Consider the following 21,798-nt stretch of genomic DNA (forward strand, 5'->3'; position numbering starts at 1 on the left):
GAGCGTCTGAACACACTTTAGTCAGGTGACTGATAGGATTTCTCGACAAATCCTACGCCCGACACGGACAATAGTGGCCGACTGACAGGAGTCCCTATGCGTCGTTTGTTTTTTTCCTTGCTGATGTTCTGCGTTTTGCCCGCTTGGGCAGACGGCCATGACCAGTTGTACAAGGTCGCCGGCTGGGCCGAACAACGTGCGCATTTCAATGACGCCCTCAGTGCCGCCCAGCAACGCTACCGCAATAGCCTGCCGCCGGCGGTGTACCAGGCGCTGGTGGACAACAGCAATAAACGCTTCGCCGCCCAGGCCATGGATCAGCGGGCCGAGGCGCAATTGCGCAAAAACCTGACGGATCCGAAACCGGCCCTGGCGTTTTTCCAGTCACCATTGGGTCGCAAAATCGTCGCCGCCGAACTGCTGGCCACGCGCCGCGACCAACTGGCGAAAAATGCCAAGGGCCTGCCGCACATTGAAGCCGACGCCACCCGCAGCCTGATCATCGGCCACCTGGCCCAGGCGCTGCCGGCCCGCGAAGCCGGTGCGGAAGTCAGCCTGGCGATTGCCGGCGTGGCGGCCGACAGCTTGAGCCAGATGATTCCCGGCCTGTTGGGCGGCGGTCAGGCGCAAGGCATGTTGAACGGTCAGCGTGAGCGGCTGATGCAGCAGATCGGCAATGACCTGAACAACACGCTCCTTTACGTCTACCGAGATTTGTCCGACCCGGAGCTGGAGGAGTTCGCTACGTTCGCCGAGTCGCCTGAAGGCCGGGCGTATTACAAGGCGGCGCTGGCGGCGATTCGTGCAGGGTTGGCGGTCGGCCAGAGCACTTCAAGCCTGACGCAATAAGTAATGTGGAAACAGGCTTGTGTGGGAGCTGGCTTGCCTGCGATGGCGGCGTGTCAGTTAACACCGCTATCGCAGGCAAGCCAGCTCCCACATTTGAACGGTGTTACTTCAGTTGGTCGGTGAGGAATTCGAAGTACTCTTCGCGAATCTCAGGAATCTCATTGGCCAAGTGATGCCGACCACGCGGCAGCATCAACACCTGCGGCTGGTCGAACTTGCTCCGCAGCACCTGCAAGTTGTGCTGCCAGTCCACCGTCATGTCTTCCTCACCCTGCACGATCACCGGCCGCCGTGGGCTTTGCGGCGCGGCTTCGATGCGTTTGATCCAACGCGCCAGCGCGCCCACCCAAGCGGTCGGCAATTGGCGCGGCTGTAACGGATCAGCTTCCAGAAAGGGTTTGAATTTGGGATCGTGGGTGTTCTCGCTGAACCGTCGTGCAATGCCTTTGACGAACGGGCGCAGCAGGTAATAGCTGACCTGCGACCAACCCCACGCACGCGGCCGTACCAGGGGCGAGAGCAGGAAGGTCTTGCCTTGGGCCGGGCTGTCGGCGCCGTGGTTGAGCAGATGGTCCACCACCACCGCGCCGCCGGTGCTTTGCCCGAACAGGTGCCACGGTTGCGGCAGTTGCAAGCTGTGGGCCTGCGCAAACAGCGCCTGCACCACGTCCTGGTACACCGCAAAATCGTCAATGCTGGCGCGCGCGCCACTGGAAAGCCCGTGGCCCGGCAAGTCGCAGGCGACCACCACAAAACCTTGATCCAGCGCCCAGTCCACCACATGCCGGTACAGGCCCATATGGTCGTAGAAGCCGTGGTACATGAACATTGTCGCCACCGGCGCCGCCGGCCACCACACCTGCGCTACCACCTGGAAGCCATCCACCTCAAAACGACCCAAACGGCTTACGACGGGTACTTTGCGCGCCGCCAGGTCCAGCCCATAGAAACGCTGGTAGACCCGCGCCTCGGCGCTGAGCGGTTGCGCATCCACCAGCGGCCGCAAGCTCTCGCGCAGATGATCGGGGTCAAAACTCACAGGCATAAAGGCTTCCAGACTGACGGTGAAGATGAATATCGAGCTGCGATATTCATCTGTCAGGGCAAGCATGGCAAGCTACGCGACCTTCGAGGATAGTTCCGAATGCGACAACCCTACCGCTCTGCCTTGTTTGCCGGCCTGCTGTTGGTCATCTGCGCCGGCGTGCTGTGGGCGGCATATGACTGGTTCCAGGGCCGCTATTTACGCGCATTCAGCGAACACACTGCGGTGTTTTCCGGTGATGCCCTGCGCCTGCCCGCCGAACTGGCAGGCCCAGGCCCGATTCGCCTGGTGCACTTCTGGGACCCGGCCTGCCCCTGCAACGTCGGCAACCAGCAGCACCTGGGCGAACTGATCGAGCAATACGCGCCCCAGGGCGTCGAGTTTTATGCCCTGCAAAAGGCCGGCAGCCACGGCCAACTGCCCGACAATTTGCGCAAAATGAAACCGCTCGATGCCCTGCTCGGCGCCGACCAAGTGCCGGCGACTCCGGCCGTTGGCATTTGGGATCGCAGTGGCAAACTCGCGTATTTCGGGCCGTACAGCGAAGGGCTGACGTGCAACTCGAGCAACAGTTTTATCGAGCCTATCCTCAAAGCCCTGGAGGCCGGGCGCGACGTCGATGCCACTCACACCCTGGCGGTGGGCTGCTATTGCCAGTGGAGCAAGGCGTCAAACTGAACGCTGGCTGTTCGACCGGCAAACTCCAGTCACCCCGCCGGCAGGCTCCTGTATTGTAAGCGTCCAGTGACATTGCAAGCAGACACGAGACTCCATGAGCCAGTTAACCATCATCCTCTGGATGCTCAACGTTATCGTCGATACGTCCGGCCAACTGGCGTTCAAAGCCGCCGCCTCGGCCAGCGCCGAGCATGACGGCCTCGCCCACTGGAAACACATGCTCAAGCGCCCGTGGATCTGGCTTGGGGTGATCTGCTATGTCTTTGAATTCGTATTGTGGCTGGCGTTTCTCACGCTGGTGCCGTTGTCGGTCGGCGTGATGCTGGGCTCGATCAACATTGTGGTGATCATGATTGCCGGGCGCTTCCTGTTCAAGGAAAGCCTGAGTAAATGGCGGTTGATCGGCATCATGCTGATCGCCTGTGGCGTGACCGTCGTAGGGTTTGAATGATGAAACGTTTTTATATCCTGGGTTTTCTCGCGCTGATCATTTTCGACACCTTGGCGCAGGTCAGTTTCAAATTTGCCTCGGTGCATGCCGAACCGTTGACCATGGACGTCGCGTGGCTGGCCCGGGTGTTTGGCGCACCGTGGATCTACGGCGCCTTTGCCGGCTATATCGGCGCGTTTTTTACCTGGATGACTTTGCTCAAATACGCCCCGGTAGGCCCGGCGTTTGCGGCCTCGCACCTGGAGTTGATCAGCGTGACGCTGATCTCGGTCTGGCTGTTCGATGACACCCTGACCTGGCCGAAAATCATCGGCGGCGCACTGATCATCGCGGGCATCCTGTGCCTGGCGCGCAGTGAAGACAAAGAGAGCAAAACCGTCGAGGCCGAACCTTCGCAGCCACTGGTGTCATGAACAAGGAAATCCCGCCCACCGCTGGCCTGCCCTTGCGCGCGCGGGATTTGCTCAGTTTATCGGGCGACCTCGCCCAGTCGCTGGCCCGCCAGTTTTCGATTCCACTGCCTGCACTGCCCTGCTCCGGTACCGCCGCGCTGATCATCGCCCTGCGCGTGTTGCAGCAGCGCATGCCCGGCCGCACCCGGCTGATTGTGCCGGCGTACACCTGCCCGCTGGTGGCCTTGGCCGCGCATTACTGCCCGCCGTTGCGGGTGGTGCCCTGTGATTTGCAGCCCGCCAGCATTGACCTCGACGAGCAACACCTCAAGCAACTGTGCGACGACAGCACCCTGGCCGTGGTGGTCACCCACCTGGCCGGGCGCGTGGCCGATGTAGACGTCGCCAAGCGTCTTGCCGAATCAGTCGGCGCCGCGGTCATCGAAGACGCCGCCCAGGCGTTGGGCGCCCTCGACGATGGCCGCAGCGTCGGGCTTAAAGGCGACGTGGGGTTTTTCAGCCTGGCATTCGGCAAAGGCCTGACCACGGCCGAAGGCGGCGTGCTGTTCAGCCGCGACCCGGTGCTGCACCAGGCATTGCACCGCCAGTGCGCGCAGGACCTGCCCTTCAGCCTGCGCCGGGAGCTGCAACGCAGCGCCGAACTCTGGGCTTACGCGCTGCTTTACCAACCGCGCGGCTTGCACTACGTGTATGGCAACGCCTTGCGCACGGCGCTGGCACAGGGCGACGAAGTAGGCGCCGTGGGCGATGATTTTTCGATCAACGATATCCCGTTGCACCGCCTCGGCGGTTATCGGCAGAAGGTCGGCGCCGCCGCACTGGCGCGCTTGCCCGACTACTTGCAGCAAGGCCGTACCCGCGCCTTGCGCCGGGCAGCACGTTTGAATGACTTGCCCGGCGTCTCGGTGATCATGGACCGGCTGGGGCAGCAAGGCACCTGGCCGTTTTTGATGGTGCTGATGCCGACCGCACAGGCGCGTGATGCCGCCATGGCGCAACTGTGGACGGCCGGGCTGGGCGTGACGCGCCTGTTTATCCACACCTTGCCGGACTACCCCGCCGTCGCCCCTTTGCTGCAACCGGGCGGCGACATTAGCCAGGCCCAGGCGTTTGCCAGCCGCACACTGTCGATCAGCAACAGCCATTGGCTAACGGACGAACACTTCGAACGCGTATTCGCCCAGCTCAAAGTTATTGTCGCCACCCCTGATTGATACGGGCCACCAGCCGGCCATTCAACTCGTTCTGCTGTGCTTGCCAAATCTGCACCTGCGCCGGCGGCAGTTCTTCCTGGCCATCGGAGGCACTCAACCAGCGTTTGAACCTGCTCTCATAGTGGTAAGCCGAGACATCGCCGGTGATGTCCGCACCGATGATCCGGCGCTGGCAAGCGTCGATCAGGTCGTTCAGATGCTGCTCCAGGAACTCGCCCTGGTCCCAATTGGTGTTGACCACTTCGGGGCTCAGCACGTCTTTGTCGATGGACAGGTAAACCGGCAGCGAACGGTCGAACTGCGCCAGGAACGCACGCATCAGCTCATCGGCGTTGCTGAACGCACGGTTGCTGCGCCCGGCGCCGATCCAGTTCATCCAGCGCGTGTCGACGTTGACGTTCCAGTAGGTCAACTTGCGTTTGAGCAGCGGCGACCAGTGATTCTCCCAGGCGTGGCCCAGGCCGATATCCTGCGAACCGATGCCCAGCACATGCACATGCTCGACCTGGGGCAAGCGGCTGGCCCAGTAAACCCATGAGCCACAATGGATGCCGAACGGGTAGCGCATGTTGTCGGGGTGGTTGTCGCAGATGATCAGCTGAAATTTCTGCTGCGTCGGCAGGCGGTTCAGCAGCAGTTGGCTGAGGTGGTGATAATCGCCGCTGCCGGTGAACACACAGCCATAATCCCTGGGCATCTGCGTGTGCAGGGCGGTTTCCAGTTCCTTGAACTGCGCCCAGCGGCAACCGAAGCGGATTTTTTCCTGCCAGGCCTGCATGGGCAGGGTGATCGCGCCGGGAATGTCACTCACGGCACTGTCGAAATCGAGGATCAGCGGTGCGCGGTCCTGGCTCATTCGGGTTTCTCCTGCTGCCACTGCGCATCGCTTTCAAAGTAATGGCGGAAACGGTTGCCGAGCTTGCGCAGCAGCGGGTTGCGGATCCAGACCAAGTGGCGGGTGAACGTGAAGTCGGCGCCGAGGCTGGCCTTGACCTGCGGATCGGTCCAGCCCGCCACGTAAAATTTCAGCCCATTGGCCACGGCGTATTCCAGGTTCACAAACCAGCTGACGAAGTACAGGTTGAACTCCAACGCCTGCGGATAGTTGAGCCCGATGTACTTGTCGAGCAGCTTGTCGCCCTCTACGTAGCACAGGTTGTAGCCGATCAGTTCGTCGCAGTGCCAGTAACAGAACACCCGCCCGCTGCTGCCCGCATCGCGTAGCAGGCTGCTGAAAAATTCCGCGGTGAGCAGGTCAAAGTGAATCTCGCTCTGGTCGTACACCGCCTTGTACAGGCCGTACAACTGCGCAAGCCACGCCTCATCGTTAAAGCGCGCATCGCCAGTGTCGAGGACTTCCACCCGCAACGCTTCGCGGCTGCGCAGTTTGCGTCGGATATTGCGCCGACGGCTGTGGGACAAACGCGCCAGGTACTCGTCGATGTTGCTGAAGTTGATCGGCACATAGGCCAGCGCCTGGCCTTCCAGGCTGATAAAGCCGCGCCGGGTGCAGTCCTCGATCAAGGCTTGGGCGTAGCGGTTATCCGCCTCGCTCAGCAGCGGCGAGTCGCAGGGCACATCTTTGACGACCATGAGTTTGCGCTGCGGTGCGCACTCTTCTTGCAGCCACTGCGCGAGGTCCTGGGGCGGTACGTTGCGGGGCAATGGCGAATATTCGCTGACCGTGGTGCCGACAAAGCAGCTGTCGATGCGCAGCCACGCATTCCAAAGACCAAACCCGGGCCAGCCGCGCACACGGTTCACGAACTCGTCTTCAGCCGTCGTCAGCAGGTCGAATGGCGTGAAGAAGTACGGCAGGCCCTGGGCGGACAGCCGCGCGTCAAAGCCCTTTGGCGGGTGCTGCAAAAACCGGCCGATCAACGAGGGCGCTTCCAGACAGCACGCGTAGGCAACCTCGGCGCGGCTGGAGTCTGGGATAGGTGGCGTGGCGCAAGTCATGGAAAAAAGCTCAAAGATGACCGGCGCAATAGTAGCGACTCGACACATTCTGCACTTGAACCTCGGCTGTCGCTGCGGCATATCAGCATTTCCCGCAGCCCTCGCCAAACCGATTAGACTCCGTTGACCTTCAAGGTGACTGACTCAAGGACCGTCCATGAAACGCAGCCTGACCGTGCTCGCTATCCTGATTGCCGCCCTCTTGGCCGGCGCTGGCTGGTATGTCTACAGCAAGCAACCGACCCGCCAGGGCACCGAGACACTGGCCAACCTGCAAGGCGCCGTCACGGTGCGTTATGACGACCGTGGCGTGCCGCACATTCGCGCCGAGAACGAGACCGACCTGTACCGCGCCCTGGGCTATGTGCATGCCCAGGACCGGCTGTTCCAGATGGAGATCATGCGGCGCCTGGCCCGTGGCGAGCTGGCCGAAGTGCTGGGGCCGAAGGTGCTGGAGACCGACAAGCTGTTTCGCAGCCTGCGCATTCGCGAGCGCGCCTTGAGTTACGTCGAGCACATGGATCACGACTCGGCAGCCTGGAAGGCCTTGCAAGCCTACCTGGACGGCATCAACCAATATCAGGACAGCCACGCCAGCCCCATGGAGTTTGACGTACTGGGCATCCCTAAACGACGCTTTACCGCCGAGGACACCATCAGCGTTGCCGGGTATATGGCCTACAGCTTTGCGGCCGCGTTTCGTACCGAGCCGCTGCTGACTTACGTGCGCGACCAGTTGGGCAGCGACTACCTGAAAGTCTTCGACCTCGACTGGCAACCCAAGGGCGCCCTCAACCTGGCTGCCGGCGACTGGAAATCCCTCGGTGCCCTCGCCGCCTTGAGCGACAAGGCCCTGGCCGATAACGGCTTGCCGCAGTTCGAAGGCAGCAACGCCTGGGCCATCAGCGGCAGCCGCACTAAAAGTGGCAAGCCGTTGCTGGCCGGCGACCCGCATATTCGTTTCTCGGTGCCGTCGGTGTGGTACGAGGCGCAGCTGTCGGCGCCGGGCTTTGAGTTGTACGGCTATCACAACGCACTGGTGCCGGTGGCGTTTTTGGGGCACAACCTGGATTTCGGCTGGAGCCTGACCATGTTCCAGAACGATGACCTCGACTTGATCGCCGAAAAGGTCAACCCGGACAACCCCAACCAGGTCTGGTACCACGGCCAATGGGTCAATCTGACCAGCAGCGAACAGCAGATTGCAGTCAAGGGCCAGGCGCCGGTGACGCTCACCCTGCGTCAGTCGCCCCACGGTCCGATCATCAATGATGTGTTGGGCGAGAATGCCGGCAGCACGCCGATTGCCATGTGGTGGGCGTTCCTCGACACCGAAAACCCTATCCTCGAAGGTTTCTACGAGCTCAACCGCGCCGACACCCTGGCCAAGGTGCGCGCCGCCGCCGCGAAGGTTTCGGCGCCGGGCCTGAATATCGTGTGGGCCAATGCCAAGGGCGATATCGGCTGGTGGGCGGCGGCGCAGTTGCCAATCCGCCCGGCCGGCGTCAACCCGGCATTCATTCTCGACGGCAGCACCGCCCAGGCCGACAAGCTGGGCTTCTACCCCTTCAGCGCCAACCCGCAGGAAGAAAACCCGGCCCGTGGTTATGTGGTGTCGGCCAACGCCCAGCCGGCCTCGCCCACTGGCATGGAGATCCCCGGTTACTACAACCTCGCCGACCGCGGCCAGCAGTTGAACACGCAGTTGAGCGACAAAAGCGTGAAGTGGGACGTGAACAACAGTCAGGCCTTGCAATTGGGTACCACCACCGCCTACGGCCCACGCCTGCTGGCGCCGCTGTTGCCGGTGCTGCGTGAAGTGGTCAAGGACCCGGCGCAGTTGAAACTGGTGGAGCAGCTCGCAAGCTGGAAAGGCGACTACCCGCTGGACTCCACCAGTGCCACGCTGTTCAACCAGTTCCTGTTCAACCTCACCGACGCGGCCTTCCACCCGAAACTGGGCAACGCGATGTTCAAAACCCTGATCACCACGCGGGTGATCGACGCCGCATTGCCACGCCTGGCCGCCTCAGCGGACTCGCCATGGTGGAACGGCAAGCGCGCCGACACGGTAAAACTCGCCTGGGACAACAGCCTGGCGCACCTCAAGGCCACCTTTGGCGATGACCCGTCGCAATGGCAGTGGGGCAAGGCCCACACCCTGACCCATGGTCACCCGCTGGGCATGCAGAAGCCGTTGGACAAGATTTTCAACGTCGGCCCGTTCCCGGCGCCGGGCACCCACGAAGTGCCGAATAACCAATCGGCCATGATCGGCCCTGCGCCGTGGCCCGTGACCTATGGTCCGTCGACCCGGCGCCTGATCGACTTCGCCGACCCGGCCCATGCGTTGACCATCAACCCTGTGGGGCAAAGCGGAGTGCCGCTTGATTCGCACTATGGCGACCAGGCGGAAACCTATATCGAGGGCGGGTACGAGCAGGCGCATTTCAGTGAGGAAGAGGTGACGGCGAATACCCGTGGCACGCTGAAGCTGTTGCCAGCCCGGTAACAGCCTGTAAACCCGATCAATGTGGGAATTGGCTTGTGTGGGAGCTGGCTTGCCTGCGATAGCATCAACTCGGTCCATCAGGCAGACCGAGTTGATGCTATCGCAGTTAGTCTGTGTTCGCCCGCATGCGCCCTGGCGCCTCGCCGTAGGTTTCCTTGAACTTCTTGCTGAACGCCGCCTGGGACTGGTAACCCACCTGCGCCGCGATATCCAGCAGGCTCAGGCGTGATTGGCGCAGCAGGTTGAACGCCAGCTCCATGCGCAGCTGCGTCAGCAGCACCCACGGCGACACGCCCGCGACTTTCACAAACGCCCGCATGAAGGTGGCCCGCGACATGGTGGCTGCCGCCGCCAGGCTGTCGATGGTCCACTCATGGCCGGGCTCGGCCAGCATCGCCTGCCAGGCTTTGCTCAGGCGTTTGTCGGCGAGCAAGGCGAAGGTGCCCGCCACCGGCGCCTGGCGGGTCAGCCAGGTGCGCAGGATCAGGGTGAACAAGGCCTGCGACAGCGCGTCGATAAACGAGCGTGCGCCCAGTTGCTGGCCGTCCGCTTCGCTGCGCAACAAGGCAATCAGCGCTGCCAATTGCCCATCGCCCTGCCACTGGCGGCTGGACACCACCAGGTAGTCCGGCAACGCACCGAACAACAACGACTGGCGGTTGTAGCGAAAGCTGCCGCAGAGCATGTCCACGTCCGGTTGCTCACCGCCCAGGCGGTGGATCGGCAACAGGCCGCCCTCGATGACGGTCTGCGCCACCGGTTTTACCCGCGCGCCCTGGCTGCGCACCAGGTGTGTCGCGCCACCCGGCATCAACAGAATGTCGCCCTCCGCCAGCGTCACCTGCTGGCCGCCCGACAACTCGGCATGGCAGGTGCCCGCCAGCACAATGTGATACGGCGCCACGCCCAGCGGCTCAGGCTCGTGGTCCATGGCCCACGCGCCCTGGAACTGGCAGCGCAGGTCCAGGCTGCCGCGCAGGTTGGCCAACGCAATCAGGGTGTCGATGGAGTTCATTTGCGAGCATCGGTCAAAAAGGTGAGTGGATCGAACAAAAGCGCCAAACCTGAACCGCGCACACTGGCTTCACACCCAACCCGTTCAGGAGTTACCGCAATGTTCAATAACTGGTCCAACTTGCTTGCTAACGTGAATAAAACCTTTGGCGCGCTGGGCAAGAGCAACCCGAAGATGGTCAAAGCCTACATGGCGCTGGGCGAGGCTGCCGAGGAAAACAACGTACTCGACGCCAAGACCCGTGAGCTGATTTCCATCGCCGTGGCCATCACCACGCGCTGCGACGGCTGTATCGCCGCGCATGCCGACGCGGCGATCAAGGCCGGCGCGACCCGCGAAGAAGTCGCCGCCACCCTGGCGACCGCCATCTCGCTGAATGCCGGTGCTGCGTACATCTATTCGCTGCGCGCGCTGGAAGCCTACGACACGCTCACACCGGCGCCGCAAAGTTAAGCCGGAACTGTTGCGGCGTCACGCCCAGCCGGCGGTTGAACACACTGCGCATGTGCTGGGCGTCACGAAAGCCGCATTGGTAGGCCACGGTTTTCAGCGGTGCGGGGCTGCTTTCGAGCATCACCCGCGCCGCATCCACTCGCGCTCGCTCGACAAACTCGGCGGGGGTTATGCGCGCTTCACGGGCAAACACCCGGGAAAAATTGCGTGCACTCATATTCGCAGCCCTGGCCAGATCGGCAATGCCCAAATCCCCGGTCAGGTTCGCCAGCACGTACAACTGCACCAACGCCACCGCCGAGGTGCTTTCGGCGTGGGGCGTGAGGAACGGGCTGAACTGCGACTGCCCGCCCGAGCGCTGAGTGAACACCACCAGGCGCTTGGCCACGCTCAGCGCGACTTCCGGGCCGTGGTCCTGGGCCAGCAGGAACAGCGACAGGTCGATGCCGGCCGTGACGCCCGCCGAGGTGTAGAGATTGCCGTCCTGCACGTAGAGGCGGTCGGCATCGACCTGGGCCGAGGGGCACAGACGCGCCAGGTCGGCGGCGTCGTTCCAATGGGTGGTGACGGTTTTGCCATCCAGCAATCCGGCACGGGCCAGCATGAAGGCGCCATTGCAGATTGAGCCGAAACGCTGTGCGCGGGCGGCGGCGCCGCGTAGCCAGTCATCAAACTGGGCGCCGAAATCCTCGAAGGGCAGCTGCGGGCCGCCGGCGACCAGTAGCAGGTCATAGGCTTGCAGGGCGTCGAGGTAGTGCCGATGGGCCTGCAATGCCAGGCCGTTGGAGGCTGCCATGGCGCCGTGGCCCAGGCCGATCACTTCAAGCTGATAATGCTCTTCGGGCGGCAGGAAACGGTTGGCCTCGCAGAACACGTCCATGGGGCCGGTCACGTCCAGTGACTGGACGCCGGGGAAGATCAGGATGGCGACGGTTTTGCCCATGAACACACACCTTCTACTGGAGGAACACAAAGCCCTGTGGGAGCTGGCTTGCCTGCGATGGCATCCCCTCAGTCTAACTGACAGACCGAGTCGCCAGCATCGCAGGCAAGCCAGCTCCCACATTTGACCGCATGTGGCTTGATATCGAGCCACATTGGCCGACATTGCACCCTCGCCGCGATAGCCCCATCGCGGGCACGCGACCAGACTTCACTCATCGGCGCCACCCCCGGCGCTTTGTTGAGGAGAACGACCATGAGCACCACCATCGCCGGCATCCAGATCCCGGACAGCGCCCTGGCCAAGGCCACCACCGAATACATCCGCGACGTCGAGTCCGACTTGCTTTACCACCACTCGCGCCGGGTGTTTCTGTTCGGTGCGTTGAGCGGTGAGCGCAAGCAACTGGCCTACAACCCGGAGCTGCTTTACGTCGGCGCGATGTTCCACGACCTGGGCCTGGTCGAAGGCCATCGCAGTGACAACGAGCGGTTCGAAGTGGACGGCGCCAACGCAGCGGCCGCGTTCCTCAAGCCTTACGGGCTGAGCGATGACGATATCGAACAAGTCTGGTTGTCGATCGCCCTGCACACCACGCCGGGCGTGCCGCAGCACTTGCGCCCGACTGTGGCACTGGTGACTGCAGGCGTTGAGATGGACGTGCTGGGCATGGACTACGCCGCCTTTTCCAGCGTGCAGCGCGAAGCCGTGGTGCATGCGCATCCACGCGGCGAAGGGTTCAAGGAGTGCATCATCTGCGCGTTCGCCGACGGCTTGCGCCATCGTCCGCAGACCACGTTTGGCAACGTGAAGACCGATGTGCTGGTGGATCAGGAGCCGGGGTTCAAGCCGATGAACTTTGTCGAGGTGATTCGCAAATCGCCCTGGACTGCATAGTTGACCTGAAATGCAATCAAATGTGGGAGCTGGCTTGCCTGCGATAGCGGTGTATCAGTCGACAGATGAGTCGACTGGCACGGCCTCATCGCAGGCAAGCCAGCTCCCACATTTTTTACCGCGTTCCGTCAGTTAGACCGGTGCAGGCGCCCGGCGCTTGTCCGGTTGCTGCCAACCGTCCGCCGCCGCTTCTTCGATGGCTTGTTGGATCGCCTTCTTGCGCATCTCTTCGGCCCGACGGCTGAAGAACCACACCAGGAAGGTCACCAACGACACCGCCAGCAGAATCAGGCTGGCCACGGCGTTGATCTCGGGTTTAACCCCCAGACGTACTGCCGAGAACACTTCCATCGGCAACGTAGTCGAACCCGGCCCCGACACGAAGCTGGCCAATACCAGGTCGTCCAGCGACAGCGCGAACGACATCATGCCGCCCGCTGCCAGCGACGGCGCGATCATCGGGATGGTGATCAGGAAGAACACCTTCCAGGGCCGTGCGCCCAAATCCATCGCCGCTTCTTCGATCGACAGGTCCAGCTCACGCAAGCGCGCCGACACCACGACCGCCACATACGCCGCACAGAACGTGGTGTGGGCGATCCAGATGGTGACGATGCCACGTTCCTGGGGCCAGCCGATCATCTGCGCCATGGCCACGAACAGCAGCAACAGCGACAGACCAGTGATCACTTCGGGCATCACCAATGGCGCGGTCACCAGGCCGCCGAACAGCGTGCGGCCCTTGAAGTGGCTGATACGGGTCAGCACGAACGCCGCCAGCGTCCCCAGTGCCACCGCCGCAACGGCGGTGTAGCAGGCAATTTCCAGCGAGCGCGCCACCGAGCCCATCAACTGGGTATTGTCCAGCAGGCCCACGTACCACTTGATCGACCAACCGCCCCACACTGTCACCAGTTTGGATTCGTTGAACGAGTAGATCACCAGGATCAGCATCGGCAGGTAGATAAACAGCAACCCCGCCACCAGCATGAAACTCGAGAAACTGAAGCGCTTCATATCTTGCCCTCCATCTCTTTGGCTTGGCTGCGGTTGAACAGGATGATCGGCACGATCAGGATCGCCAGCATCACCACCGCCAGGGCAGACGCCACCGGCCAGTCACGGTTGTTGAAGAATTCTTGCCACAGCACTTTACCGATCATCAGGGTTTCCGGGCCGCCGAGCAGTTCAGGAATCACGAACTCGCCCACCACCGGGATAAACACCAGCATGCAACCGGCGATGATGCCGTTCTTGGACAGCGGCACGGTGATTTTCCAGAAGCTGTTGAAGGTGCTCGAACCCAGGTCCGATGCGGCTTCCAGCAGGCTCTGGTCGTGTTTGACCAGGTTGGCGTACAACGGCAGGATCATGAACGGCAGGTACGAATAGACCACGCCGATATACACCGCAATGTTGGTGTTGAGAATCTGCAGCGGCTCGTTGATCAGCCCGATGGACATCAGGAAGCCGTTGAGCAACCCGTTATTGCTGAGGATGCCCATCCACGCGTACACGCGGATCAGGATCGCGGTCCAGGTCGGCATCATGATCAGCAGCACCAGCACGGTCTGCATCTCTTTGCGCGCGCTGGCAATGGCATAGGCCATCGGGTAGCCGATCAACAGGCACAAAATCGTGCTGAAAAACGCCATCTTCAGCGAGCCCAGGTAGGCGGCGATGTACAACTCATCGTCGCCGAGCATCGCGTAGTTGCCCAGGTTGAGCACCAATTGCAGCTTTTGCTCAACGAAGGTGTAGATCTCGGTGTAAGGCGGGATCGCCACGTCGGCTTCGGCAAAGCTGATCTTCAGGACGATGAAGAACGGCAGCGCAAAAAACAGGAACAGCCAGAGGAAAGGGATCCCGATGACCACATGCCGGCCACCGGGTGTTATTCGTTGCAGCTGGCGTTTGAACTTCTTCATGTTCATGAGCGAAGTACCACGCCGCTGTCGTCTTCCCACCACACGTACACCTGGTCACCCCAGGTTGGGCGCTGGCCACGGCGTTCGGCGTTGGCCACGAAAGACTGCACCAGCTTGCCGCTCGGCAGTTCCACGTAGAACACCGAATGGCCGCCCAGGTAGGCGATGTCGTGCACCTTGCCGCTGGACCAGTTGTGTTCACAGGTCGGCATTTCGGTGGTGACCAGCAGTTTTTCCGGGCGAATCGCGTAGGTCACCGACTTGTCTTCCACCGAGGTGGCGATGCCGTAGCCCACGTAGATGTCGCGGTCCAGGTCCGGGCACTTGAGCACCGCGTGGCCTTCGGCGTCGTCCACCACCTGGGTGTCGAAGATATTGACGTTGCCGATGAACTCGCACACCAGGCGGCTGGTTGGGGTTTCGTAGATGTCGATCGGGCTGCCGATTTGCGCGATCCAGCCCAAGTGCATGATCGCGATGCGCTCGGCCATGGTCATGGCCTCTTCCTGGTCGTGGGTCACCATCACGCAGGTCACGCCCACGCGCTCGATGATTTCCACCAGTTCCAGCTGCATCTGCGAACGCAGTTTTTTGTCCAACGCGCCCATCGGCTCATCGAGCAGCAGCAGTTTCGGGCGCTTGGCCAGGGAACGTGCCAACGCCACACGCTGGCGCTGGCCACCGGACAGCTGGTGCGGCTTGCGCTTGGCGTACTGGCTCATCTGCACCAGCTTGAGCATCTCGGCCACGCGGGCGTCGACTTCAGCCTTGGGAATCTTGTCCTGTTGCAGGCCGAAGGCGATGTTCTGCGCCACGGTCATGTGTGGGAACAAGGCGTAGGACTGGAACATCATGTTGATCGGCCGCTCGTAGGGCGGCATGTCGGTGATGTCCACACCGTCGAGGTAGATGCGACCTTCCGTTGGGCGCTCGAAGCCTGCGAGCATGCGCAGCAGGGTGGATTTGCCCGAACCCGAGCCGCCGAGCAAGGCGAAGATCTCACCTTTTTTGATTTCCAGGGACACATCGTCCACGGCAATCGTCTCGTCGAACTTCTTCGTGACCCGGTCGATTTTGACCAACACCTTTTTCGGTGTCTGGTCGCCCTCGAGGGCTTTCTTATAGGCGCCGGAGGCAACTGCCATTTACGAAACTCCCAACAAAATTTGAGGTTCGCCCAAGACGGGCGAAACCTTGGATAGTTTGAGCTTTACTTGCCCGTCTTGACCTTGGTCCAGCTACGGGTCATTAAACGCTGCACTTTCGGGGGTAGCTCGAAGTTGACGAACGTCCGGTCGAGAACCGCCTGCGGTGGGTAAACCGCTGCGTCAGTGCGTATCGATTGCTCCATCAGCTTGTCCGCCCCTGGGTTAGGGTTGGCATAACCGACTTGATCACTGACCTGAGCGATCACCTCAGGTTGCAGTAAATAGTTGATGAAGGCGTGGGCCTCTTTGACGTTGGTGGCATCCGCCGGGATCGCCAGCACGTCAAACCACAAATTGCCGCCTTCTTTGGGAATCGTGTAGGCGATGTTTACGCCTTTGCCAGCCTCGGCCGCACGGGCCTTGGCCTGGAACACATCACCGGAGAAACCGGCCGCCACGCAAATGTTGCCGTTGGCCAGGTCCGAGATGTATTTGGAAGAATGGAAATAGGTCACGTAGGGCCGCACTTTGAGCAGCTTCGCTTCGGCCTTCTTGTAGTCTTCGGGGTTGGTGCTGTTGGGGTTCAGGCCCATGTAGTTGAGCACCGCCGGCAGCATTTCATCGGCCGAGTCCATGAACGAAACGCCACAGGTGGCGAGCTTCTTCATGTTCTCCGGTTCGAACAGCATGGCCCAGGAGTCGATATGGTCGACGCCCAGCACTTCTTTGACTTTGTCGACGTTGTAACCGATGCCGTTGGTGCCCCACAGGTACGGTACGGCGTACTGGTTACCCGGATCGTTCTTTTCCAGGCGCTTGAGCAGCACCGGGTCCAGGTTGGAATAGTGAGTCAGCAATGATTTGTCGAGCTTCTGGAACGCCCCGGCCTTGATCTGCTTGCCGAGAAAGTGGTTGGACGGCACCACCACGTCGTAACCGGTACGACCGGCGAGCAACTTGCCTTCCAGGGTTTCGTTGGAATCAAACACGTCATACACGGGCTTGATGCCAGTCGCCTTTTCAAAATTGGCCAGGGTGTCCGGGCCAATGTAGTCCGACCAGTTATAAATATGCACCGTCGGTGCGGCCTGCACGCTCACAGCCAGCGTGATACCTGCACCCACCAGCATGGCTTTGCGAAATAAAGAAATTGGCAAGTGGAGGTCCTCTTAAATAGTTGGGCCTTAAAGTTGTTGCCCGGCAACAAAACCGGCGCGCAACTTACCCTCGATAAACCGATCCGGCAAAACTTTCTGTCATTTAATTTGTGTGAACGGGCTATGTGGGAGCGGGCTTGCTCGCGAAAGCGGAGTATCAGTTGATACATCCGCTGGCTGACACACCGTCTTCGCGAGCAAGCCCGCTCCCACACAAGCCACTCCCACAGCTTTTAAGGCTTACTTACCAGACTTGATCTTGGTCCAGCTGCGTGTCATTTCACGCTGGGTTGCAGCCGGCAAGTCAGCAATGGCGTAGAGCTTGGCCTGCACATCGGCTGGCGGGTAGATGCCCGGGTCGCTGGTGATGTCTTTGTCGACCAGCGCGGTAGCCTTCTCGTTACCGTTCGGGAAACGCACGCTGTTGGTGATCGAGGCCATGACTTCCGGCTTGAGCAGGTAGTTCATGAACTTGTAGGCGGCGTCGACGTTTTCGGCATCTTTAGGGATGGCGACCATGTCGAAGAAGCTACCGGCACCTTCTTTCGGAATGTCGTAGGCAACCTTGACCTTGCCACCGGCTTCAGCCGCGCGGGACTTGGCCTGCTGGATGTCACCCGAGTAACCCACGGCTACGCAGATGTTGCCGTTGGCCAGGTCCGAGATGTACTTGGACGAGTGGAAGTAGCCGATCGATGGGCGCAGCTTGAGGAACAGGTCTTCAGCTTGCTTGAGGTCAGCTTTCTTCTGGGTGTCGGTCGGCAGGCCCAGGTAGTGCAGTGCCACCGGCAGCATTTCGGTGGGCGAATCAAGGAAGCTCACACCACAGCTTTTGAGCTTGGCGATGTTCTCAGGCTTGAGCAGCACGTCCCACGAGTCGATCTTGTCGATACCCAGTGCAGCCTTGACCTTCTCCGGGTTGTAGCCGATGCCGATCGAGCCCCACATGTACGGGAAGGCGTGCTTGTTGTCCGGGTCGCTGATGGACACGGCTTTAAGCAGGGATTTGTTCAGGTTGTCGTAGTTAGTCAGCTTGGACTTGTCCAGCTCCTGATAGACACCGGCCTTGATCTGCTTGGCGAGGAAGTTGTTCGACGGCACGACGATGTCGTAACCGGACTTGCCTGCCAGCAACTTGGCTTCGAGGGTCTCGTTGCTGTCAAAAACGTCGTACACCACCTTGATGCCGGACTCTTTTTCAAAGTTGGCGATGGTGTCCGGTGCAATGTAGTCGGACCAGTTGTACACGTGCAGGACTTTATCGTCTGCCTGGGCCGCGCCCGCCATTGCGCCCAACAGGGACAAGGCGAGGAGGGTCTTGCCAGCGTTCTTCAAACCTAATGCCTTCATTTGGTGATGCTCCAATTTTTCTTTTTTGGGCCACGTTCTTACAGTGTTAAGCGGCCCGTTAAAGGGCAACAAAACAGGGCGACAGTCTGGCAAGTTCCGAGGCCGGCTTTCAACCAAAGCCTCATTTATAGCTGCTCAGAATGCAGCGCCCGAAAGCCGCTGCGTTCTGAGCCTAGCACTTAGCCCTGCAATGCCGCCAAAGTCAGGTCCAGGCAATGGCGAGCCTTGGTCACCAGCTCGTCGATTTCCGCATTGCTGATCACCAGCGGCGGCGAAATGATCATGGTGTCGCCCACGGCGCGCATGATCAGGCCATTCTCGAAGCAGAACGTGCGGCAGATCATGCCCACACCACGGCCTTCGTAACGTTTGCGCGTGGCCTTGTCCTGCACCAGCTCAATCGCCCCGAGCATGCCCACACCGCGCACTTCACCCACCAGCGGGTGGTCAGCCAGTTCCCTCAGACGCTTTTGCAAATACGGTGCCGCTTCTTCGTGCACACGCTTAATGATTTTTTCATCACGCATGATGCGGATGTTTTCCAGGGCCACGGCGGCGGCCACCGGGTGACCGGAATAGGTGAAGCCGTGGTTGAAATCGCCGCCTTCGTTGAGCACGGCAACCACGTCGTCGTGCACGATCAGGCCGCCCATGGGGATGTAACCCGAGGTCAGACCCTTGGCGATGGTCATCATGTGTGGCTTGAGGTCGTAGAAATCGCTGCCAAACCATTCGCCGGTACGGCCGAAACCGCAGATCACTTCGTCGGCGACGAACAGGATGTCGTACTTGGCGAGGATTTCCTTGATGCGCGGCCAGTAGGTCTCAGGCGGCACGATCACGCCACCGGCACCCTGGATCGGCTCGGCAATAAAGGCCCCGACGTTGTCCACGCCCAACTCCAGAATCTTTTCCTCCAGCTGGTTGGCAGCCCAGACCCCGAACTCTTCCGGGCTCATGTCGCCGCCTTCGCCATACCAGTACGGCTGGGCGATGTGGGTGATGCCCGGGATCGGCAAGTCGCCCTGTTCATGCATATAAGTCATGCCGCCCAGGCTGGCGCCGGCCACGGTGGAGCCGTGGTAGCCATTCTTGCGGCTGATGATGGTTTTCTTGTTCGGCTGGCCTTTGACCGCCCAGTAGTGGCGGACCATGCGCAGCATGGTGTCGTTGCCTTCGGAGCCGGAACCGGTAAAGAACACGTGGTTCATGCCGGCAGGCGCAACATCGGCAATGACTTTGGCCAACTCCAGCACCGGCGGGTGCGCGGTCTGGAAGAACAGGTTGTAGTAAGGCAGTTCTTTCATTTGTTTGGCGGCGGCGTCAGCCAGCTCGTCGCGACCGTAACCGATCGCCACGCACCACAGGCCGGCCATGCCGTCGAGGATCTTGTTGCCTTCGCTGTCCCACAGGTAAACGCCGTGGGCTTTGGTGATGATCCGTGGGCCTTTCTCTTTCAATTGCTTGAAGTCGCTGAACGGCGCCAGGTGGTGATCATTGCTCAAGGCTTGCCATTCACGGGTTTGCGGGTTGTTGCTGGACATACCGGTCTCCTAGACTTTTCGGTGAAGGGCGCGTGGGTTGCCCCACGCGCCCGGCGCATCAGACGGCGAAGAGCAGGAATTCCCGCTCCCACGAACTGATCACGCGCTTGAAGTTTTCATGCTCGGCCCGCTTGACCGCGACGTAGCCTGTGATGAATTTCTGCCCCAGGTACTTCTCGATGGTCTTGCTGTTTTCCATACGCTCCAGGGCGTCTTCGATGGTCAACGGCAGGCGCAGGTTGCGACGCTCGTAACCACGGCCCACCACGGGTGCGCTGGGGTTATGGCCTTCGACCATGCCGATGTAGCCACACAGCAAGCTGGCGGCAATCGCCAGGTACGGGTTGGCATCGGCGCCCGGCAGGCGGTTTTCGACGCGGCGGTTCTGCGGGCCGGCATCCGGTACGCGCAGGCCGACGGTGCGGTTTTCTTCGCCCCACTCCACATTCACTGGCGCCGAGGTGTCGGGCAGGAAGCGGCGGAACGAGTTCACGTTGGGGGCAAACAGCGGCAGCAATTCAGGGATGAACTTCTGCAGGCCGCCAATGTGGTTGAGGAACAGCTGGCTCATGGTCCCGTCTTCATTGGAGAAGACGTTCTTGCCGGTGGCGATGTCGATGATGCTCTGGTGCAAGTGCATCGCGCTGCCCGGCTCGCCGGTCATCGGCTTGGCCATAAAGGTGGCAGCCACGTTGTGCTTGAGCGCGGCTTCACGCATGGTGCGCTTGAACACCAGGATCTGGTCGGCCAGGGACAGGGCATCGCCGTGACGGAAGTTGATTTCCATCTGCGCCGTGCCGTCCTCGTGGATCAGGGTGTCGAGGTCCAGTTCCTGCAGTTCGCACCAGTCGTAGACGTCTTCGAACAACGGGTCGAATTCGTTGGCGGCTTCTATAGAGAAGGACTGGCGACCGGTTTCCGGGCGACCGGAACGGCCAATCGGCGGTTGCAGCGGGAAGTCCGGGTCTTCGCAGCGCTTGGTCAGGTAGAACTCCATCTCCGGCGCCACGATCGGCTGCCAGCCCCTGTCGGAATAGAGCTTGAGTACCTTCTTGAGCACGTTGCGCGGCGACAGCTCGATGGGGTTGCCTTGCTTGTCGTAGGTGTCGTGGATCACCTGGGCGGTGGGCTCGATGGCCCAAGGCACCAGGAATACCGCGTTCTGGTCGGGGCGGCAGATCATGTCGATGTCGGCCGGGTCGAGCAATTCGTAATAGATGTCGTCTTCGACATAGTCGCCGGTCACGGTCTGCAACAGAACGCTCTCGGGCAGGCGCATGCCTTTTTCGGCGATGAACTTGTTGGTCGGCGAGATCTTGCCCCGGGTGATGCCCGTGAGGTCGCCAATCATGCATTCGACTTCTGTGATCTTGTGGTCTTTCAACCAATCGGTGAGCTGGTCGAGGTTGTTACTCATAAATGCCTCTGGGCTGTGTTTCCTGACATCCATTAAAGGTCAGGCGTTGGTTGACGCAGCATCCGCGTCGCGTTGCATCGCCCGCTTTCGACAAGCCGAGCCAAAGGCCTGGAAGATCGCGAGGTAGTGCGGGTTAGAGCTTACCTGCCATTCGGGGTGCCATTGCACTCCTAAAGCAAAAGCCTTGCCCGACGTGTAAGAAAAAGCTTCGATCAACCCATCGGGTGCGGTCGCTTCGACCTGCATACCCGGCGCCAGGCGGTCAACGCCCTGGCTATGAATCGAGTTGACCTGAATCGTCGGCGGCAAATCCAGACCTGCCAATACCCCATTGGGGGTAATCGCCACGGCGTGCGCCGGGCCGTACTGGACGTCCAGCGGCTGGGTGTCGTCTTCGCGGTGATCCATCATGCCCGGCACTTCATGAACCTTCTGGTGCAGGCTGCCGCCAAAGGCCACGTTCATTTCCTGAAAGCCACGGCAGATGCCCAGCACCGGCACGCCTGCCGCAATCGCGGCACGCAGCAGCGGCAATGTGGTCTGGTCGCGTGCAGAATCATGAGCAGTCCCGGACGCACTGGCCGGACCGTCGTAGTGAAAGGGTTCGATATTGGAGGGGGAGCCGGTAAAGAGAATGCCATCCAGGCCGTCAAGAATATTGGCCGGGTCGAGCAGATCGCCCAAGGATGGAATGATCAATGGCAAGCCCTTGGCAGCGACTGCGACTGCACGGACATACTTGTCGCCACTGATGTGATAAGCATGCAAACCGACCTGTTTGGAGCAGGCGGTGACGCCGATTAACGGCAGGCGAGACATGAAGCA

21 protein-coding genes are annotated in these 21,798 nt (G+C 61.0%); 8 read left to right on the plus strand and 13 right to left on the minus strand.

Features of this window, described 5'->3' with window-relative positions; all coding sequences use genetic code 11:
• Positions 1 to 96 precede the first annotated feature (96 nt).
• On the plus strand, positions 97 to 849 hold the full coding sequence (locus PSH96_RS27875) for a DUF2059 domain-containing protein (protein WP_058421207.1): 753 nt from the start codon (positions 97 to 99) through the stop codon (positions 847 to 849).
• A gap of 103 nt (positions 850 to 952) precedes the next feature.
• Here PSH96_RS27875 and PSH96_RS27880 read toward each other — a convergent pair whose 3' ends face one another.
• Positions 953 to 1,894 carry an alpha/beta hydrolase gene (locus PSH96_RS27880; protein ID WP_305460189.1) on the minus strand — a complete coding sequence of 314 codons (942 nt, stop codon included), beginning with the start codon at positions 1,892 to 1,894 and terminating at the stop codon, positions 953 to 955.
• 99 nt (positions 1,895 to 1,993) lie between these two features.
• Between PSH96_RS27880 and PSH96_RS27885 the strand changes: the two genes are divergently transcribed.
• From PSH96_RS27885 to PSH96_RS27900, 4 genes are all read left to right on the plus strand, one after another.
• The gene (locus tag PSH96_RS27885) at positions 1,994 to 2,572 is read left to right on the plus strand and encodes a DUF6436 domain-containing protein (RefSeq protein WP_305456444.1); all 579 of its coding nucleotides are present in this window, start codon (positions 1,994 to 1,996) and stop codon (positions 2,570 to 2,572) included.
• Between the two features lie 94 nt (positions 2,573 to 2,666).
• Positions 2,667 to 3,023: an EamA family transporter gene (locus tag PSH96_RS27890; RefSeq protein WP_026013873.1), complete on the plus strand. Its 357-nt coding sequence runs from the start codon at positions 2,667 to 2,669 to the stop codon at positions 3,021 to 3,023.
• Complete coding sequence (locus PSH96_RS27895) at positions 3,023 to 3,436, plus strand: multidrug efflux SMR transporter (protein ID WP_305456446.1); 414 nt, start codon at positions 3,023 to 3,025, stop codon at positions 3,434 to 3,436. The genes PSH96_RS27890 and PSH96_RS27895 overlap by 1 nt, the downstream gene beginning before the upstream one ends.
• On the plus strand, positions 3,433 to 4,650 hold the full coding sequence (locus PSH96_RS27900) for a DegT/DnrJ/EryC1/StrS family aminotransferase (protein ID WP_305456448.1): 1,218 nt from the start codon (positions 3,433 to 3,435) through the stop codon (positions 4,648 to 4,650). Before PSH96_RS27895 ends, PSH96_RS27900 begins: the two co-directional genes overlap by 4 nt.
• On the opposite strand, the gene PSH96_RS27905 is transcribed toward PSH96_RS27900, so the two are convergent.
• Positions 4,628 to 5,506 (minus strand): hypothetical protein, encoded by an 879-nt coding sequence (locus PSH96_RS27905; protein ID WP_305456450.1) that lies wholly within the window; start codon positions 5,504 to 5,506, stop codon positions 4,628 to 4,630. The two genes, PSH96_RS27900 and PSH96_RS27905, sit on opposite strands and share 23 nt — an antisense overlap.
• On the minus strand, positions 5,503 to 6,609 hold the full coding sequence (locus PSH96_RS27910; protein WP_305456452.1) for a GNAT family N-acetyltransferase: 1,107 nt from the start codon (positions 6,607 to 6,609) through the stop codon (positions 5,503 to 5,505). The genes PSH96_RS27905 and PSH96_RS27910 overlap by 4 nt, the downstream gene beginning before the upstream one ends.
• Before the next feature lie 157 nt (positions 6,610 to 6,766).
• Between PSH96_RS27910 and PSH96_RS27915 the strand changes: the two genes are divergently transcribed.
• Positions 6,767 to 9,121, plus strand: a complete 2,355-nt coding sequence (locus PSH96_RS27915; protein WP_305456454.1) for a penicillin acylase family protein — start codon at positions 6,767 to 6,769, stop codon at positions 9,119 to 9,121.
• Between the two features lie 106 nt (positions 9,122 to 9,227).
• Here the strand turns inward: PSH96_RS27915 and PSH96_RS27920 are convergent, their stop codons facing one another.
• Entirely contained in the window at positions 9,228 to 10,136 is a 909-nt protein-coding gene (locus PSH96_RS27920) for an AraC family transcriptional regulator (protein ID WP_305456456.1), read from the minus strand.
• Between the two features lie 99 nt (positions 10,137 to 10,235).
• Between PSH96_RS27920 and PSH96_RS27925 the strand changes: the two genes are divergently transcribed.
• Positions 10,236 to 10,589: a carboxymuconolactone decarboxylase family protein gene (locus PSH96_RS27925; RefSeq protein WP_058421201.1), complete on the plus strand. Its 354-nt coding sequence runs from the start codon at positions 10,236 to 10,238 to the stop codon at positions 10,587 to 10,589.
• On the opposite strand, the gene PSH96_RS27930 is transcribed toward PSH96_RS27925, so the two are convergent.
• Positions 10,567 to 11,532, minus strand: coding sequence for a GlxA family transcriptional regulator (locus PSH96_RS27930; RefSeq protein ID WP_305456458.1), 966 nt, complete (start codon positions 11,530 to 11,532; stop codon positions 10,567 to 10,569). The two genes, PSH96_RS27925 and PSH96_RS27930, sit on opposite strands and share 23 nt — an antisense overlap.
• 255 nt (positions 11,533 to 11,787) lie before the next feature.
• Between PSH96_RS27930 and PSH96_RS27935 the strand changes: the two genes are divergently transcribed.
• On the plus strand, positions 11,788 to 12,429 hold the full coding sequence (locus PSH96_RS27935) for an HD domain-containing protein (RefSeq protein ID WP_133075500.1): 642 nt from the start codon (positions 11,788 to 11,790) through the stop codon (positions 12,427 to 12,429).
• A gap of 132 nt (positions 12,430 to 12,561) precedes the next feature.
• Here the strand turns inward: PSH96_RS27935 and PSH96_RS27940 are convergent, their stop codons facing one another.
• The 8 genes from PSH96_RS27940 to PSH96_RS27975 form a co-directional block, all read right to left on the minus strand.
• On the minus strand, positions 12,562 to 13,446 hold the full coding sequence (locus PSH96_RS27940; RefSeq protein WP_056860728.1) for an ABC transporter permease subunit: 885 nt from the start codon (positions 13,444 to 13,446) through the stop codon (positions 12,562 to 12,564).
• Positions 13,443 to 14,363, minus strand: a complete 921-nt coding sequence (locus PSH96_RS27945; RefSeq protein WP_017139530.1) for an ABC transporter permease subunit — start codon at positions 14,361 to 14,363, stop codon at positions 13,443 to 13,445. Before PSH96_RS27945 ends, PSH96_RS27940 begins: the two co-directional genes overlap by 4 nt.
• Positions 14,360 to 15,502, minus strand: a complete 1,143-nt coding sequence (locus PSH96_RS27950; protein ID WP_003195240.1) for an ABC transporter ATP-binding protein — start codon at positions 15,500 to 15,502, stop codon at positions 14,360 to 14,362. Before PSH96_RS27950 ends, PSH96_RS27945 begins: the two co-directional genes overlap by 4 nt.
• 65 nt (positions 15,503 to 15,567) lie before the next feature.
• Entirely contained in the window at positions 15,568 to 16,662 is a 1,095-nt protein-coding gene (locus tag PSH96_RS27955; RefSeq protein ID WP_305456460.1) for a polyamine ABC transporter substrate-binding protein, read from the minus strand.
• Between the two features lie 240 nt (positions 16,663 to 16,902).
• Positions 16,903 to 17,997, minus strand: coding sequence for a polyamine ABC transporter substrate-binding protein (locus tag PSH96_RS27960; RefSeq protein ID WP_058421218.1), 1,095 nt, complete (start codon positions 17,995 to 17,997; stop codon positions 16,903 to 16,905).
• A gap of 194 nt (positions 17,998 to 18,191) precedes the next feature.
• The gene (locus tag PSH96_RS27965) at positions 18,192 to 19,556 is read right to left on the minus strand and encodes an aspartate aminotransferase family protein (RefSeq protein ID WP_305456462.1); all 1,365 of its coding nucleotides are present in this window, start codon (positions 19,554 to 19,556) and stop codon (positions 18,192 to 18,194) included.
• A 58-nt stretch (positions 19,557 to 19,614) separates the two neighbouring features.
• The gene (locus PSH96_RS27970) at positions 19,615 to 20,973 is read right to left on the minus strand and encodes a glutamine synthetase family protein (RefSeq protein ID WP_017139534.1); all 1,359 of its coding nucleotides are present in this window, start codon (positions 20,971 to 20,973) and stop codon (positions 19,615 to 19,617) included.
• A 39-nt stretch (positions 20,974 to 21,012) separates the two neighbouring features.
• Positions 21,013 to 21,792, minus strand: coding sequence for a gamma-glutamyl-gamma-aminobutyrate hydrolase family protein (locus PSH96_RS27975; RefSeq protein WP_305456464.1), 780 nt, complete (start codon positions 21,790 to 21,792; stop codon positions 21,013 to 21,015).
• Positions 21,793 to 21,798: the final 6 nt, after the last annotated feature.

This window comes from Pseudomonas sp. FP2338 (assembly GCF_030687515.1).
In the GTDB taxonomy this organism is placed as follows: domain Bacteria; phylum Pseudomonadota; class Gammaproteobacteria; order Pseudomonadales; family Pseudomonadaceae; genus Aquipseudomonas; species Aquipseudomonas salomonii.